The organism is Streptomyces sp. CB02261 (assembly GCF_001905665.1).
Taxonomy (GTDB): Bacteria; Actinomycetota; Actinomycetes; order Streptomycetales; family Streptomycetaceae; genus Streptomyces.
Genome location: NZ_LIVX01000004.1, coordinates 126,293 through 140,573 on the forward strand (window position 1 = coordinate 126,293; position 14,281 = coordinate 140,573).

Genomic DNA, 14,281 nt, shown 5'->3' on the forward strand with positions numbered 1-14,281 from the left:
GCGTGTTCGAGATCCGCGGTCCCGGGACGGGCCGGCCCGGCGTCGAAATCCAGCCATCGAGGACGCCCCGTCGCCCGAAAGGGCCACCCTGCTCGCGCGCCCGGGCGGATCGGGGTCGGCTGGGACGCACAGCGGTCATCGCGGACGAGGAGGCGCCGGTGTCGGACGAGGGAGCGGCCGCGCGGGACGACGGGGGGACATCGGAACTCCAGGAGCTCCGCAGCCGGGTGGCGACGCTCGAAGCGGACCGGGCGCGGCCGCCGCGGCACCGGGTCAGGTCCTTTCTCGCCGCCGTACTGATCATCCTCGGCTGTGTGCTCGCCCCCCTCGGCGTCGTCTCCGCCTGGGCGGCCGACGAAGTGGGCGACACCGACCGCTACGTGGCGACCGTGGCCCCGCTCGCCTCCGATCCCGCCGTCCAGGACGCCGTCGCCGCCAGGGTCACCGACGCGCTCATGCAGCACATCGACCTGTCGACCCTCCTCTCCGACGCGGCCCCGGAGGAACGGCCCCGCCTGGAGAAGGCGCTCGGGAAGCTGGGCGACTCCCTGGAGAACGCGGTCCGCAGCTTCGTGAACGACAAGGCGCGGGAGATCGCCGCCTCGGAGACCTTCGAGACCATCTGGACGGAGGCCAACCGCGCGGTCCACGCCTCCCTGAACAAGGCCCTCACGGGCAGCGGCGGCGGTGCGGTGCGCCTGGAGAACGACACGGTCACCCTCGATCTGGCTCCCGTCGTCGAGCGGGTGAAGCAGCGCCTCGTGGACGAGGGGATGCAGGTCGCCGCACGGATCCCGGAGATCCACACCGACTTCACCCTCGTCAGGTCCGACGACATCGGCAAGGTCAAGACCTACGTACGCATCCTGCAGATCGTCGGCAACTGGCTGCCGGTGCTCGCCGTCCTCCTGGTGGCGGGCGGGGTCCTCCTCGCCCGGCGGCGACGCAGGGCCCTGGTCGCGGGCGCCCTCGCGGTGGCCGTCACGACGGGGCTGCTCGGCATCGGGCTCCGCGTCTTCCGCGCGATCTACCTCGACGCGCTGCCCGCCGGGGTCTCCCAGGGAGCCGCCGGAGCCGTCTACGACACGATGACCGACCTGCTCCACACCATGATCAGGATGGTCGTCGTCCTGGGCGTCGTCATCGCCCTGGCCGCCTGGCTCACCGGGCCCGGCCGCCACGCCGGTCTCGTCAGGGGCCTGTGGACCTCCGGCATCGGCTCGGCCCGCGCCACGGCCGACCACGCCGGCCTGCGGACGGGCCCGGTGGGCCCCTTCGTCCGCCGCTACCGCACCTGGATCGTCTGGGTGCTCGTCGTGGCGGCCCTCGTCGTCTACCTCCTCTGGTCCTACCCCACCGGCTGGGTCGTCGTCGGCCTGGCGCTCGCGCTGCTGTGCGCGCTGGCGGTGGTGGAGTTCCTGGGCGCGGGAACGCCGTCCGACGACACGGCACGGCCGAGGGACCCGGCCCCGCCGGCGTGAGACGGGCGCGGCTTGCCGGAGCGGACCCCGCCAGGACACGAGGGCCGCTCCGGTACCGTGACTCTCCTTGAGATCACGTGCTCCCTCCGGGGACGAAGGCCGGGCCCGAGGAGACTCCGTGTTCCGCCGCTACAGAATCCCGACGGCCCGCCTCGCGCTGGTGTCCGCCGTCGTCCTGCTGTCCGTGAGCCCGCCGAGCGCCTCGGGAAGCGGCGCCGAGCCGGTCGAGGACGGCGTCCACGTGATCACGGGCCTCCGCGGCCACCAGGCCCTCGACGCCGCCGGCGGCTCCACGGCGGAGGACGCGGACCTCGCGCAGCGGCCCCTTCACAAGGGCGCCGGCCAGCAGTGGTCGCTCATCTCCACGGGTGACGGCGCCTTCCGGGTGGTCAGCGTGCACAGCGGCCTGTGCCTGGACACCGACGGCACCGCCGACGCGGGCACCCAGCTGCGACTGAACCCGTGCACCGCGGAGCCCCGGCAGCGGTGGCGTATCACCCCCGACCCCGACGGGGGCCACCGGATCGGCAACGTGGCCGCCGGGACCGACGTCGCCTCCGACGGCACCGGCACGCCGGTGCTCCAGTCGCCGGCGCACCACCGCGGCGACCGGCGTTGGAGACTGACGGCGCTGCCGCGCGTCGGCGCCTGGGCCAACGGCGTCGTGGGGAAGGGCCGTTCCTTCAGCGCCCAGACCGTCCGCATGGTCGTCCACGCGGAAGCGACCGGCACCGCGCCGCGGATCAAGCTGTCCAACCGGTACGGCGCCGCCCCCCTGACCATCGGCAGGGTCGACGTCGCCTTCCAGTCCTCCGGCCCGAGCGCCGTCGCCGGCTCGCACCGCACCGCCACCTTCGGCGGCGCGACCGGAACCACCCTCGCCGCCGGGGCGGAGCTGCGCACGGATCCGCTGCCCATGCCGGTCACCGCCGGACAGAACCTGCTCGTCAGCGTGTACCTCCCCGCGACGACCGGCCCCTCGACCTGGCACGCCCTCGCCTTCGACACCACGTACATCTCCCGCACCGGCGACCACAGCGCCGACGACAGCGGCGCGGACTACACGAGCAGTGACTCCTCCTGGTACTTCCTGTCCGGTGTGGACCTGGTGTCCACCACCGCGGCCGGCACGATCGTCGCCTTCGGCGACTCGATCACGGACGGATCCAGCTCACCCAGGGGACGCAACCAGCGCTGGCCGAACCTCCTCGCCGAGACACTGCGCGGCGAACGGGGCGAGCGGGCACCGGGCGTGGTCAACCTCGGCATCGGCGGCAACCGCGTCCTGACCGACTCGCCCGCGACCGTCCAGGGCGTCAGCGGCGTCACCCGCTTCTCCGCCGACGCACTCGACCAGCCGGGCGTGACCGCCGTGATCCTGCTCGAAGGGATCAACGACATCGGCAACGACGCCGGCCCGGACGGCGCGCCCCTGACCGCGCGTCACCTCATCGACGGCTACCGCGCGATCGTCACCGCCGCCCACGCCAAGGGCGTCAAGGTCTTCGGCGCGACGCTCCTGCCGTACAGGGGCGCGGCCTACTACACGACGGCGGGTGAGGCCGTCCGCCGCCAGGTCAACGACTGGATCCGGACCCCGGGCAACCTCGACGGACACTTCGACACCGCCGCCGCACTCGCCGCCGAAACCGACCCCACGACCCTGGCCGGCGCCTACGACAGCGGCGACCACCTGCACCCGAACGCGGCCGGCATGCGAGCCATCGCGGACACCGTCGACCTCGACGCGGTCAGTCGCTAGAGGGCTCCTGATGCTGGGGCCGCCCACTTGCCTACCAGGAAAGCCGAAGGTAACTTTCCTGGTAGGAAAGTAAACGGGCACAGGAGGACGATGGCCGTGAGCATGCCGGTGGACGCCGAACAGGCATGGCAGGATCTCCAGCGCATCCGAGTGCCGCAGGAGCGGGTGTACGACGAGTTCGAGCGCTCCGCGTCAGGCGGACGCGGCATGACGTACGGCACGGCCGCGCTCATGTGGCTGTTCCTCGTGGGCGTCGGCATGGACCTGCCCCAGTGGGGCGTCGGACTGTTCATCGCCGCCTACGTCGGCCTGTTGAGCGCGCTGATCGTGAGGAACAACCGCAGGAACCGGATGCAACTGCACCACACTCGCTACCCCGGGCGTATGTGGGCCGCGTTCGGTGCGGCGGCGGTGCTGGTCGGCGGGACGATCGTGCTGTCGGACCACCTGACCGAGCCGCTGAAGCCGATCTACGCGGGCCTCATCCAGGCCACGGCCGCAGTGGTCGTGTACCTGCTCTGCCTCGGTCCCACCAACCGCTGGGCGGCCGAGTCGGTGCGCGGCGCCGGCGAAGCCGCGGCCGAACAGGAGGCGGGCCGGTGAACCCCCCAGCCGGCTTCGACGAGCTGATCCACCCCGCCACCCGCCTGTCGGTGGTCGCGCTGCTGGCCGCCACCGAGTGGGCGGATTTCGCCTTCGTCCGCGACAGCCTCTCACTCAGCGACTCCGCGCTCTCCAAGCAGCTGCACACCTTGGAGGGGGCCGGGTACCTGGAGATCCAGAAGGAGGGCGGTGGCCGCAACCGCCGCACGAAGGTGCGGCTGACGGACCGCGGCCGCACCGCCTTCGAGGGACACGTGGCGGCACTCCGGGCCATCGTCGACAGCGCCGGACCGGCGACCGGGGCGGCACCACGGCAGCCCCACGCGGAGGCGGGCCGATGACGGCAGTCGGGCGCACCGGCGTCCAGCCCGTGATCCGGGCACGCGATCTGACCATGACGTACGGCGCTGCCGACGTCCTGCGCGGAGTCGATCTGGACATCCACCGCGGCGAGGTCTTCGCGCTGCTCGGACCCAACGGTGCCGGCAAGACCACGACCGTCGAGATCCTGGAAGGCTTCCGGCAGCGCTCCGGCGGGGAGGCGAGCGTCCTCGGCACGGACCCCGAGCGGGGCGGCGACGCGTGGCGGGCCCGGATCGGCCTGGTCCTGCAGTCCTGGCGGGACCACCGCCGCTGGCGGGTCGCCGAGCTGCTGGCCCACTTCGCGACCTACTACCCCGACCCGCGCGACCCGGCCGAACTGCTGGCCCTGGTCGGCCTCACCGAACAGGCCGGCCAGCAGGTGGACCGGCTGTCCGGCGGCCAGCGCCGGCGCCTCGACGTCGCACTCGGCATCGTCGGCCGCCCCGAACTCCTCTTCCTCGACGAGCCGACCACCGGCTTCGACCCTCAGGCACGGCACGAATTCCACCTCCTCGTCGAACAGCTGGCCCGCGACGAAGGTGTCACCGTCCTGCTCACCACCCACGACCTGGCGGAGGCCGAGCGGCTCGCCGACCGGATCGCCATGCTCGTCGGCGGCCGGATCCGGGCCTGTGGCACACCCGCGGAACTGGCCCGGCGAGCCGCCGCCCAGGCCGAGGTCCGCTGGACGGCCGACGACGGAACACCCCGCCGCACACGCACAGAGGACCCCTCACGGCTGGTCTGGGAACTCCACCGGCACGCGGACGGCCCGATCGCCGACCTGGAGGTCCTCCGCCCGACGCTGGAGGACACCTACCTGCACATGGTGCACACGGAGGCCGAGGGCACGGACGAGGCAGACGGCACGGACCGGGACACAACCGAGGAGGCACCGGCCGCATGAGGGGAACCCACATGACGAACAGGACGAAGAGCTGGCGTGCCGGACTCCGGCGCGGCGGAATCGAGCTGCGGCACCTCCTGCGCAACGGCAAGGAGATGACCGGCCACCTGACCAACGTGATCGTCGCGTTGCTCGTCGCCGCCTACATCAGCGATGACGTGCCCGGGACCCGAACCCCGATGACACACCTGGTGCTGGCAGGCTTCGCCGCCTACCTGCTGTTCCAGGTCGGGCTGATCAACCTCCCGCAGATCCTCGTCACCGAGCGGGAGGAGGGCGCGTTGCTGCGGCTGCGCGCCACGCCCGGCGGGATACCGGCCTACCTCATCGCCAAGTGCCTGCTGATGGTCGCCCTCGCCACCGGCACCCTGGCGCTGCTCCTGATCGCCGGGGCGCTGCTGGTGGACGGGCCACTACCGCACGGGCCGGGCGACTGGCTGACGCTGCTCTGGGTCACCACACTCGGGCTGCTCGCCGTCATACCGCTCGGCGCGGCCATCGGCGCCGTACTGCCCAACCCCCGTGAGGCCCTGGCGTTGATCATGCTGCCGACGATGGGGCTGCTGCTCACCTCGGGGACGGTGTTCCCCCTCACCGCACTGCCCGCGCCGGTCCAGCACGTAGCCGCCGTCTTTCCGCTCAAATGGATGGCGCAGGGCATGCGTTCGGCACTGCTCCCGGACTCGGCACGGACCGCCGAGGCGGCCGGCTCCTGGGAACTGCCCATGGTCGCCCTGGTCCTCACGGCCTGGGCGGTCATCGGATTCCTCCTCGCGGTCCCGCTCCTCCGCCGCGCCGCCCGCCGAGAGTCCGGCTCGCGGCTGACCGCCCGCCGCCACAAGGTGACACAGAGCGGCGCGCTGGCCGCGTAGGCAGCCGGACCCGACCCGTGGCGCGCGAAGGACGCGCCCCCGGGAGACGGCCGTGCGAGGGCACGGCGTCACCGAAATCGCGTGGCCGCCGGGTTCCCGGCGCCGGTAGGGTCCGGGCTCCCGGCCGCCGGGACCGTCGGCGTCCCCTTCGGAGAGCGATGCACATGACCAGCCGGCGTGCGACGACGACCCTCTGGCGCCCCACCGGCCCCGAGGAGCTGGACCTGGTCCGCGAGCTGAACTGGCGCGCGTGGCCGCCCCGCCTCCCCGAGCAGCCGATCTTCTACCCGGTCCTCGACGAGGACTACGCGATCAGGATCGCGCGCGACTGGAACGTGAAACACAGTGGTGCGGGCTTCGTCACCCGGTTCGAGGTCGACGCGGAGTTCCTGCGTCGGTATCCCGTCCAGCAGGCCGGCGGGCGGACGATCCTCGAACTCTGGGTTCCGGCCGAGGAGCTGGACGACTTCAACGCCCACATCATCGGCGAGATCCAGGTGATCCACGCGTTCCGCTGAGCCCGTGCCGGACCCACGGGCCCCCGCCGACAGGCCGGCGGGGGCGCGGGAGTTCACCCGTGCGGGAGCGGTCGGCGCGGCCGTCAGAGGGCCGGGCCCGGTGCGTCCCTGCCCGTGAGGCCGGACCGGCGCAGTGCCGACCGCCATGCCAGCGCGACGGCCGCCTCGGCCAGGCCGAGGAGGACGAGCCACAGGCCGAGGAGCCTGGTCAGGGTCCGGGCCGACTCCGTCGGCAGCGCCAGGACCACGATCCCCGCGACGATGCCGAGGGCTCCGACGGCCATCACGATGCCGCGGTGCGGCATGTCCGGGGTGGCGATGGCCGTGTAGAGGGTGACGATGCCGGACACCAGCCAGACGGCGCCGGTGATCAGCGAGAGCGCGGCGATCGTCTGGAGCGGGTTCCGCAGGCACAGCACCCCGCCCAGGACACACAGGACGGCCACGAGCAGGCCGGGGACGCGGTCGCTGTCCCGCCCGAACACGGCCACGAACCGGAAGGCACCCGCCAGCAGCAGGTACACCCCGATGAGCACGGCCAGGACGTGCAGGGTGACGTCCGGCCAGACGAGCGCGAGGATGCCCGGGACGAGCGTCGCCACCGCGGCGGCGAGGAGCCAGACCCACGAGCGGCCGAGGCGCGCCAGCTGGTCCGCCGGGTCGACCGCGGGCGCGGGAGACGCCCTGCCGGCCCCGTGCTCCGGTCCGGCCGGGGACGCGGAACCCTGTGACGTTGCCATGTGTCCTCCTCACACTCGCCCCGTGGTTACGGAGCCCGTCGGAGAGGCCTCGGGCCTGGCCGCGGAGGGCCGGGACGAGGGGCATGCCGAGCTTCAGGACCAGTGTGCACCCGCCCCCTGCCCGCCGCCTCAGCTCGGCGGCCCACGGTCCCGCCCCCGCATCGAGATGCGCGGAGCGGGAGACAGCGGCGACCATGGAGGGACTGCGGAGGAGGCACGGACATGAGTGGTGCCACGGACAGGTTCAAGGGCAGGATCAAGGAGATCGCCGGAAAGGTCACCGGCGACCAGAGGCTCGAGTCGGAGGGCAGGACCGACCAGGCGAGGGCGAAGGCCAGGGAGGCCGCGCGGGACATCCGTGAGCGCGCCCGGGGCGTCAGGGACTCGCTCAGGAGAGGCCGTTCGTGAGGCGCGCGCCGTGGAACCGCCGGCGCACCGGGCCCTGACGTCGCTCGTGCCCACGGTGGGCGGCGAGGCGAGCCGCTCGTCGACCGCGGCGTGACCCCGGAGGAGACCGGATGCCCGACCACCCCCCTGACCCCGCCCACCCGTGGGTACGGCGATGGCGATGGCGCTGGCGGACCGCGTCGTTCCGGCGGCCCACGCGCGCGATGCGCAGGGACCTGTCCCAGCTGGTGTGCGCGGCGGCAGGCCTCGGGCTGGGTCTCCTGGGCCCCCTGATCACCGTGGGCCCCCGGGCGGACGCGGGCCGGGTGGTCGGTGTGCTGTTCACCCTGGGCTTCGGCGTCATCAGCCTGGTGAGCATCATCTACTCGGTGCTCTTCCTGGTCGTGCAGTTCTCCGCGAGCGCGTTCACCCCCCGCCTCAGCCTGTTCCGCCAGGAACCGATCGTGTGGCGGACGTTCGCCCTCACCATCGGCGTGTTCGTCTTCTGCATCACCTCGGGCCTGGCCATCGGTGCCCGGAAGACCGTCTCCGTCCTCGTCCCGGCCGCGGCCATGCTCCTCTCCCTGCTGGCGCTCGGCCTGATGCGCACGCTCCAGATGAAGGCCTTCGACTCGATCCAGCTCGGCCACGCGCTCACGGCGATCGCCGCCCGCGCCCACCGCCTGTACGACACCCTGTACGTCCGTCCGCACGTCCCCGGAGCGGTCGCCGCACCGCAGCCCCCGGCGGCCGGCCCGGGCACGGCGGTCCGCTGGACGGGGCCGTCGGCGGTGCTTCAGGTCGTCAACGTAGCCGCCCTCCTGGACCTCGCCCGGGAGCACGATCTCTCGGTCGCCTTCCACGTCTCCCCGGGGACGACCCTGACGGAAGGAACGGTGATCGCCCGGGTGACCCCGGGCGGCGCGTGGGAGAAGGCCCTCCGCCCGGCCCTGGTGACCGGGGTCGAGCGGACCTTCGACCAGGACCCCGAACTGCCCCTCAGGCTGCTCGCCGACATCGCCCTCCGCGCCCTCTCGCCCGCGGTGAACGACCCGGCCACGGCGGTGGAGGCCCTGGACCGCATGGAGGGCCTGCTGGTCCGCCTCGCCGATCGGGACCTGGACGTCGGCCGGTTCGACGACCCCGCCGGACGGACGAGGGTGAGCGTCCCGGTGCCGGACTGGGACCGGTACGTCCGGACCGCCGTCGACGACGTGGCCCTCGCCGCCACCGGCTCCCCGATGGCCCTGCGCCGGACCCGCGACCTCCTGCACACGCTGCTGGAGCACACCCCCGAGGACCGGCGCGCCCCCGTGCGCGAGCGGCTCCACCAGGTCGAGCGGACCGGCGGCAGGACGTACCCGTTCGTCTGGACCCCGCCCTGAGCGCGGACCGGCGACGGACGTACCCGCTCGTCCGGACCCGGACCCGGACCCGGGCCTGAGCGGCGGCCGTCAGCCCGCCGCCGCCCTGCTCGGGAGGCCTCCCACCGGCGCGGACCCGTACAGCCATGCCCCAGTCGCCCGGGCGGTCGGGAGAGATGAGAGGGTCGGGCGGGTGAGTGAGACACCGACGAACACCCTGCAATATCGCTCCGACGGGCGAGAAGACGCTCCGGTCCTGGTTCTCGGGCCCTCGCTGGGCACCACATTCCACATGTGGGACCGGCAGATACCCGAGCTCACCCGGGACTGGCGGGTCGTCCGTTTCGACCTGCCCGGGCACGGTGGCGCGCCCGCCCAGCCCTTCACCTCCGTCGCGGAGCTCGGCGACCGGCTCCTCGCCACCCTCGACGCGATCGGCGTCCAGCGCTTCGGGTACGCCGGGTGCTCCCTCGGCGGCGCCGTCGGCCTCGACCTGGCCCTGCGCGCACCCCACCGGGTCGCCTCCCTCGCCCTGGTCGCCACCTCGCCGCGGTTCGGCAGCGCCGACGAGTTCCGCCAGCGCGGAGTCATCGTCCGCGCCAACGGTCTGGAGCCGATGGCCCGCGCCGCCCCCGAGCAGTGGTTCACCTCCGTGTTCGCCGGCGCGCAGCCCGCGATCGTGGACTGGGCCGTCCAGATGGTCCGGACGACCGACCCCGCCTGCTACACCGCCGCCTGCGAGGCCCTCGCCGTCTTCGACGTCCGCGAGGCCCTCGGCCGCATCGGCGTCCCCGCCCTGGTCCTCGTCGGCTCCGAGGACCAGGTCACCGGCCCCGCCGAGGCCAGGACCCTCGTCGCCGGCATCGCCGACGCCCGGCTCGCGGTCGTCCCCGGCGCCTCCCACCTCGCGCCCGTCGAGCAGCCGGCCGCCGTCACCGACCTGCTCATCGACCACTTCGCCGGCACCGCCCCCGACACCAGCGGCGCCCTGATCGTGCCGCCCCTGCCCGCGACCCCCGTCCCCGTCGTGACGGCGGAGCCCGCCCCGTCCGCCGAGGCCGACGGTGCCGCGCGCCCCGACCCGTACGAGAAGGGGATCGGGCTGCGCCGCCAGGTCCTCGGCGACGCCCACGTCGACCAGGCCCTCGCCGCCGACCCCGACGGCGCCTTCCAGGATCTGGTCACCCGCTACGCGTGGGGCGAGGTCTGGAGCCGCGAGGGCCTCGACCGGCGCACCCGCAGCGTCGTCACCCTCACCGCCCTCATCGCCGGAGGCCACCGCGAGGCCCTCGCCGACCACACCCGCGCCGCCCTCCGCAACGGCCTCTCGGCCGAGGAGCTGCGGGAGATCGTGATCCACGCGGGCGTGTACTGCGGCCTCCCCGCCGCCGACACCGCGCTCCGGGTGGTGGCCCGCGTCGTCGAGGAGGAGACCACGCCCCCGGCGTAACCTGGCCCCGTGAAGCTGACGAAGAAGTCCCACGCCTGCGTGCGCCTGGAGAAGGACGGACGGACGCTCGTCCTCGACCCCGGCACGTTCACCGAGGAGGACGCCGTCGTCGGGGCCGACGCCCTCCTCGTCACGCACGAGCACCCCGACCACTTCGACGAGGGCCGCCTCCGCGCCGCCCTGGAGGCCTCCCCGGCCGCCGAGATCTGGACCCTGCGCAGCGTCGCCGACCAGCTCTCGGCGGCCTTCCCCGGGCGGGTGCACACCGTCGGGCACGGCGACACGTTCACGGCGGCCGGGTTCGACGTCGAGGTCCACGGCGAGCTGCACGCGGTGATCCACCCGGACATCCCGCGTGTCACCAACGTCGGCTACCTCGTCGACGGCGCCGTCTTCCACCCCGGCGACGCGCTGACCGTGCCCGACCGGCCCGTGGACACGCTGCTGCTCCCCGTCATGGCCCCGTGGAACAAGATCTCCGAGGTCATCGACTACGTCCGCGAGGTCAAGCCGCGCCGGGCCTACGACATCCACGACGCCCTGCTCACGGACCTCGCCCGGCCCATCTACGACCGCCAGATCGGCGCCCTCGGCGGCACCGACCACGACCGCCTCGCCCCCGGCGCGTCCACCGAGGTCTGAGCCCGGCGCGGCGCCGATTGTCGGACCCCGCACGTAGGCTTGCGCACATGCGCATCGCCACCTGGAACGTCAATTCGATCACCGCCCGGCTGCCCCGGCTCCTGGCCTGGCTGGAGAGCAGCGGCACGGACGTGCTGTGCATCCAGGAGACCAAGTGCACGGCCGAGCAGTTCCCCACCGAGGAGCTGCGCGCCCTCGGCTACGAGTCCGTGGTCAACGCCACGGGCCGGTGGAACGGCGTGGCCCTGGTCTCCCGCGTCGGCCTCGACGACGTGGTCATGGGCCTGCCCGGCGCCCCCGACTACGACGCGCTCGAAGAGCCCCGGGCGATCTCCGCGACCTGCGGCCCGGTTCGCGTCTGGTCGGTGTACGTGCCGAACGGCCGGGAGGTGGCCCACGAGCACTACGCCTACAAGCTGCGCTGGCTGGAGGCGCTCAAGGCGGCCGTCGCGGACGACGCGGCGGCGGCGCGCCCCTTCGCCGTCCTCGGCGACTACAACATCGCCCCGACCGACGACGACGTCTGGGACATCGCCGTCTTCGAGGGCGCCACGCACGTGACGGAGCCGGAGCGGGCCGCGCTCGCGGGCCTGCGCGAGACCGGTCTGACCGACGTCGTCCCGCGCCCCCTCAAGTACGACCACCCCTTCACGTACTGGGACTACCGCCAGCTCTGCTTCCCCAAGAACAAGGGCATGCGCATCGACCTGGTCTACGGCAACAAGCCCTTCGCCGAAGCGGTCACGGACAGCTACGTGGACCGTGAGGAGCGCAAGGGCAAGGGCGCGTCGGACCACGCGCCCGTCGTCGTCGACCTCGACGTGTAGCGCGCGTCCGGCCGGCCCGCCCCGCCCCGGCGGCGGTGATGATCTCCGCGCGCCGGGTGGTCGACCGGGAGGTGCCGGTGCGACGCTGTTCTGATGAACATCCCGTTTCTCGACCACTGGCGCAAACGGTCCGCACCCCGGCCGGTCGACTCCCCGCTGGTCGCGGCCTTCGACCGCGACCCCGGGGGAGTGGGCGAGCTGCTCGCCGAATGCGAGCTGCTGCGCGCCCGTGTCGCGGAGGCCGGGGTGGAGCTCGACGACACCCCGCGCTCCCTGGAGGAGCTCGACCAGCTGCCCCCGAGCTGGCGTGACGATCCGGAGGAGCTGCCCTGGATCGGGAACGACGCGGGGCTCTACCTCGGCACCGTGATCGTCCGGAACGTGCCGGGTGCCCGCTGGCAGGTCTGGCCGAACGGCGGCCCGGTGGTCCAGCTCGCCTCCGGCCGGGAGATCCAGGTCGTCGAGGCCGGTCTCGACTGGGCGGTGACCGGCTCCCCGGAGCTCTCCCACGTGTACGCCGAGGCCGCCGAGTACTGACGCGGAGGCCCGCCCGCACCACCCTTCCGCAGTAAATACGGCTTTTCCCGTTTCATGCGTGTCGGGCGTGAAGTCCCTTTTCCGGTGGATAGTTTGCGCTGACACGACACCGCTGAGAAATGGGGCAGGGCAGCGTATGGCCGTCGTCGATCCGCTGATCGAACTGCGTGGCGTCAACAAGCACTACGGCACGTTGCACGTCCTCCAGTCCATCGATCTCACCGTCGGCCGGGGGGAGGTGGTCGTCGTCATCGGCCCGTCCGGCTCCGGCAAGTCCACCCTCTGCCGGGCGATGAACCGCCTGGAGCGCGTCGAGTCGGGCGAGATCGTCATCGACGGACAGCCCCTCCCCGAGGAGGGCAAGGCGCTCGCCCGGCTGCGCGCCGAGGTCGGCATGGTCTTCCAGTCGTTCAACCTCTTCGCGCACAAGACCGTCCTCGCGAACGTCTCCCTCGCGCAGATCAAGGTCCGCGGGCGCGGGAAGGCCGAGGCCGACCGCCGTTCACGCGAACTCCTCGACCGGGTCGGACTCGCCGCCCACGCCGACAAGTACCCGGCCCAGCTCTCCGGCGGCCAGCAGCAGCGCGTGGCCATCGCCCGCGCCCTCGCCATGGACCCCAAGGCGCTCCTCTTCGACGAGCCGACCTCCGCCCTCGACCCCGAGATGATCAACGAGGTCCTGGAGGTCATGCGCCAACTCGCCCACGAGGGAATGACGATGGTCGTCGTCACCCACGAGATGGGCTTCGCCCGCTCGGCCGCCAACCGGGTCGTCTTCATGGCCGACGGGAGGATCGTCGAGGACCGCGCGCCGGAGGACTTCTTCACGGCCCCGCGCAGCGAGCGCGCCCGGGACTTCCTCAGCAAGATCCTCACGCACTGAGCCGGGCGGGAACCATGCAGCGTACGCCGAGGAACCCGGCCGTGCTCGCCCTGCTCCTCACCGTGACGGCGGCGCTCGCCGGCTGCGGCAGGGACGGCAGCCCGCCCGTCAAGGGCCCCCAGCCCGACCAACTCCCCGTCTACCAGGTCCGGTCGGGCTTCACCCTGCCCGACTCCAGCACCTGGGAACGGGCGAAGAAGCGCGGCCGGCTCGTCGTCGGCGCCAAGGAGGACCAGCCCTACATGGGCGAGAAGGACCCGGCCACCGGCCGCTACTCCGGCTTCGACATCGAGATCGCCAGGATGATGGCGGCCTCCCTCGGCTTCGACCCGGCCGGCATCGACTTCCGCACGATCGCCTCCGCCAACCGCGAGACCGCGCTGCAGAACGGCCAGATCGACTACTACGTCGGCACGTACACCATCAACGACAACCGGAAGAAGCTCGTCGGCTTCGCCGGGCCCTACTACCAGGCCGGCCAGTCCCTCCTCGTCCGCACCGACGAGAACGACATCGAGGGCCCCCAGGACCTCGCGGGCAAACGGGTCTGCTCGGCCGCGGGCTCGACCCCGTACCAAAGGATCGAGAAGGAGTACCCGCAGGCCGAACTCGTCGCCTACGACACCTACTCCGCCTGCGTCGACAACCTGCTGACCTACCAGGTCGACGCCGTCACCACCGACGACACGATCCTCATGGGCTACGCCGCCAAGGTCCCCGACGAGCTCAAGGTCGTCGGCGAGCCGTTCTCGAAGGAGCCGTACGGCATCGGCGTCCCGCGCGACGACGACGCCCTCCGCTTCGCCCTGGACGACGCCCTCGCCACCCATGAGAAGAACGGCGACTGGAAGAAGGCGTACGACGCCACGCTCGGCCTGTCCGGAGTGCCCGCCCCGAAGCCGCCCGACATCGACCGCTACCCGGCGAGCTGACCGGAGGAGCCCC

Annotated in this window: 16 protein-coding genes; 15 read left to right on the top strand and 1 reads right to left on the bottom strand. The window is 72.8% G+C overall.

Annotation, left to right across the window (positions count from 1 at the left end):
• Positions 1–158: 158 nt before the first annotated feature.
• The 7 genes from AMK29_RS13940 (at position 159) to AMK29_RS13970 (ending at position 6,506) form a co-directional block, all read left to right on the top strand.
• Positions 159–1,481 (top strand): hypothetical protein, encoded by a 1,323-nt coding sequence (locus AMK29_RS13940; protein ID WP_073812458.1) that lies wholly within the window; start codon positions 159–161, stop codon positions 1,479–1,481.
• Positions 1,482–1,599: 118 nt separating this feature from the next.
• The gene (locus tag AMK29_RS13945; RefSeq protein WP_073812461.1) at positions 1,600–3,243 is read left to right on the top strand and encodes a GDSL-type esterase/lipase family protein; all 1,644 of its coding nucleotides are present in this window, start codon (positions 1,600–1,602) and stop codon (positions 3,241–3,243) included.
• 102 nt (positions 3,244–3,345) lie between these two features.
• Positions 3,346–3,846 (top strand): hypothetical protein, encoded by a 501-nt coding sequence (locus AMK29_RS13950; RefSeq protein WP_338012734.1) that lies wholly within the window; start codon positions 3,346–3,348, stop codon positions 3,844–3,846.
• Positions 3,843–4,187, top strand: coding sequence for a transcriptional regulator (locus AMK29_RS13955; protein ID WP_073812464.1), 345 nt, complete (start codon positions 3,843–3,845; stop codon positions 4,185–4,187). The genes AMK29_RS13950 and AMK29_RS13955 overlap by 4 nt, the downstream gene beginning before the upstream one ends.
• A complete protein-coding gene (locus AMK29_RS13960; RefSeq protein WP_073812466.1) occupies positions 4,184–5,116 on the top strand; it encodes an ABC transporter ATP-binding protein in 933 nt (310 codons plus the stop codon). The genes AMK29_RS13955 and AMK29_RS13960 overlap by 4 nt, the downstream gene beginning before the upstream one ends.
• Before the next feature lie 11 nt (positions 5,117–5,127).
• Positions 5,128–5,988, top strand: coding sequence for an ABC transporter permease (locus AMK29_RS13965; RefSeq protein WP_073812468.1), 861 nt, complete (start codon positions 5,128–5,130; stop codon positions 5,986–5,988).
• 164 nt (positions 5,989–6,152) lie between these two features.
• Positions 6,153–6,506, top strand: coding sequence for a hypothetical protein (locus AMK29_RS13970; RefSeq protein WP_073813776.1), 354 nt, complete (start codon positions 6,153–6,155; stop codon positions 6,504–6,506).
• Positions 6,507–6,589: 83 nt separating this feature from the next.
• Here AMK29_RS13970 and AMK29_RS13975 read toward each other — a convergent pair whose 3' ends face one another.
• Positions 6,590–7,246: an HdeD family acid-resistance protein gene (locus AMK29_RS13975; protein ID WP_073812471.1), complete on the bottom strand. Its 657-nt coding sequence runs from the start codon at positions 7,244–7,246 to the stop codon at positions 6,590–6,592.
• Positions 7,247–7,468: 222 nt separating this feature from the next.
• Here AMK29_RS13975 and AMK29_RS13980 point away from each other — a divergent pair, with 222 nt between their 5' ends.
• From AMK29_RS13980 to AMK29_RS14015, 8 genes are all read left to right on the top strand, one after another.
• Positions 7,469–7,654 carry a CsbD family protein gene (locus AMK29_RS13980; protein ID WP_073812474.1) on the top strand — a complete coding sequence of 62 codons (186 nt, stop codon included), beginning with the start codon at positions 7,469–7,471 and terminating at the stop codon, positions 7,652–7,654.
• Positions 7,655–7,764: 110 nt separating this feature from the next.
• A complete protein-coding gene (locus AMK29_RS13985; RefSeq protein ID WP_079196885.1) occupies positions 7,765–9,018 on the top strand; it encodes a DUF2254 family protein in 1,254 nt (417 codons plus the stop codon).
• A gap of 172 nt (positions 9,019–9,190) precedes the next feature.
• Positions 9,191–10,447 carry a bifunctional 3-oxoadipate enol-lactonase/4-carboxymuconolactone decarboxylase PcaDC gene (gene pcaDC / locus AMK29_RS13990; protein WP_073812479.1) on the top strand — a complete coding sequence of 419 codons (1,257 nt, stop codon included), beginning with the start codon at positions 9,191–9,193 and terminating at the stop codon, positions 10,445–10,447.
• 9 nt (positions 10,448–10,456) lie between these two features.
• Entirely contained in the window at positions 10,457–11,089 is a 633-nt protein-coding gene (locus tag AMK29_RS13995; protein ID WP_073812483.1) for an MBL fold metallo-hydrolase, read from the top strand.
• Positions 11,090–11,136: 47 nt separating this feature from the next.
• On the top strand, positions 11,137–11,916 hold the full coding sequence (locus AMK29_RS14000) for an exodeoxyribonuclease III (RefSeq protein ID WP_073812485.1): 780 nt from the start codon (positions 11,137–11,139) through the stop codon (positions 11,914–11,916).
• A 93-nt stretch (positions 11,917–12,009) separates the two neighbouring features.
• Positions 12,010–12,453: a DUF6278 family protein gene (locus tag AMK29_RS14005; RefSeq protein WP_073812487.1), complete on the top strand. Its 444-nt coding sequence runs from the start codon at positions 12,010–12,012 to the stop codon at positions 12,451–12,453.
• A 136-nt stretch (positions 12,454–12,589) separates the two neighbouring features.
• A complete protein-coding gene (locus AMK29_RS14010) occupies positions 12,590–13,336 on the top strand; it encodes an amino acid ABC transporter ATP-binding protein (protein WP_073812489.1) in 747 nt (248 codons plus the stop codon).
• 14 nt (positions 13,337–13,350) lie between these two features.
• Entirely contained in the window at positions 13,351–14,268 is a 918-nt protein-coding gene (locus AMK29_RS14015; RefSeq protein ID WP_073812491.1) for a glutamate ABC transporter substrate-binding protein, read from the top strand.
• Positions 14,269–14,281: the final 13 nt, after the last annotated feature.

What these genes read in the sequence shown, in the direction of transcription:
- AMK29_RS13970 (WP_073813776.1), top strand. Translation starts at nt 6,153, where the DNA reads ATGACCAGCCGGCGTGCGACGACGACCCTCTGGCGCCCCACCGGCCCC.
- AMK29_RS14010 (WP_073812489.1), top strand. Translation starts at nt 12,590, where the DNA reads ATGGCCGTCGTCGATCCGCTGATCGAACTGCGTGGCGTCAACAAGCAC.
- AMK29_RS13985 (WP_079196885.1), top strand. Translation starts at nt 7,765, where the DNA reads ATGCCCGACCACCCCCCTGACCCCGCCCACCCGTGGGTACGGCGATGG.
- AMK29_RS14005 (WP_073812487.1), top strand. Translation starts at nt 12,010, where the DNA reads ATGAACATCCCGTTTCTCGACCACTGGCGCAAACGGTCCGCACCCCGG.
- AMK29_RS13980 (WP_073812474.1), top strand. Translation starts at nt 7,469, where the DNA reads ATGAGTGGTGCCACGGACAGGTTCAAGGGCAGGATCAAGGAGATCGCC.
- AMK29_RS14000 (WP_073812485.1), top strand. Translation starts at nt 11,137, where the DNA reads ATGCGCATCGCCACCTGGAACGTCAATTCGATCACCGCCCGGCTGCCC.
- AMK29_RS13965 (WP_073812468.1), top strand. Translation starts at nt 5,128, where the DNA reads ATGACGAACAGGACGAAGAGCTGGCGTGCCGGACTCCGGCGCGGCGGA.
- AMK29_RS13950 (WP_338012734.1), top strand. Translation starts at nt 3,346, where the DNA reads ATGCCGGTGGACGCCGAACAGGCATGGCAGGATCTCCAGCGCATCCGA.
- AMK29_RS13975 (WP_073812471.1), bottom strand. Translation starts at nt 7,246, where the DNA reads ATGGCAACGTCACAGGGTTCCGCGTCCCCGGCCGGACCGGAGCACGGG.
- AMK29_RS13960 (WP_073812466.1), top strand. Translation starts at nt 4,184, where the DNA reads ATGACGGCAGTCGGGCGCACCGGCGTCCAGCCCGTGATCCGGGCACGC.
- AMK29_RS14015 (WP_073812491.1), top strand. Translation starts at nt 13,351, where the DNA reads ATGCAGCGTACGCCGAGGAACCCGGCCGTGCTCGCCCTGCTCCTCACC.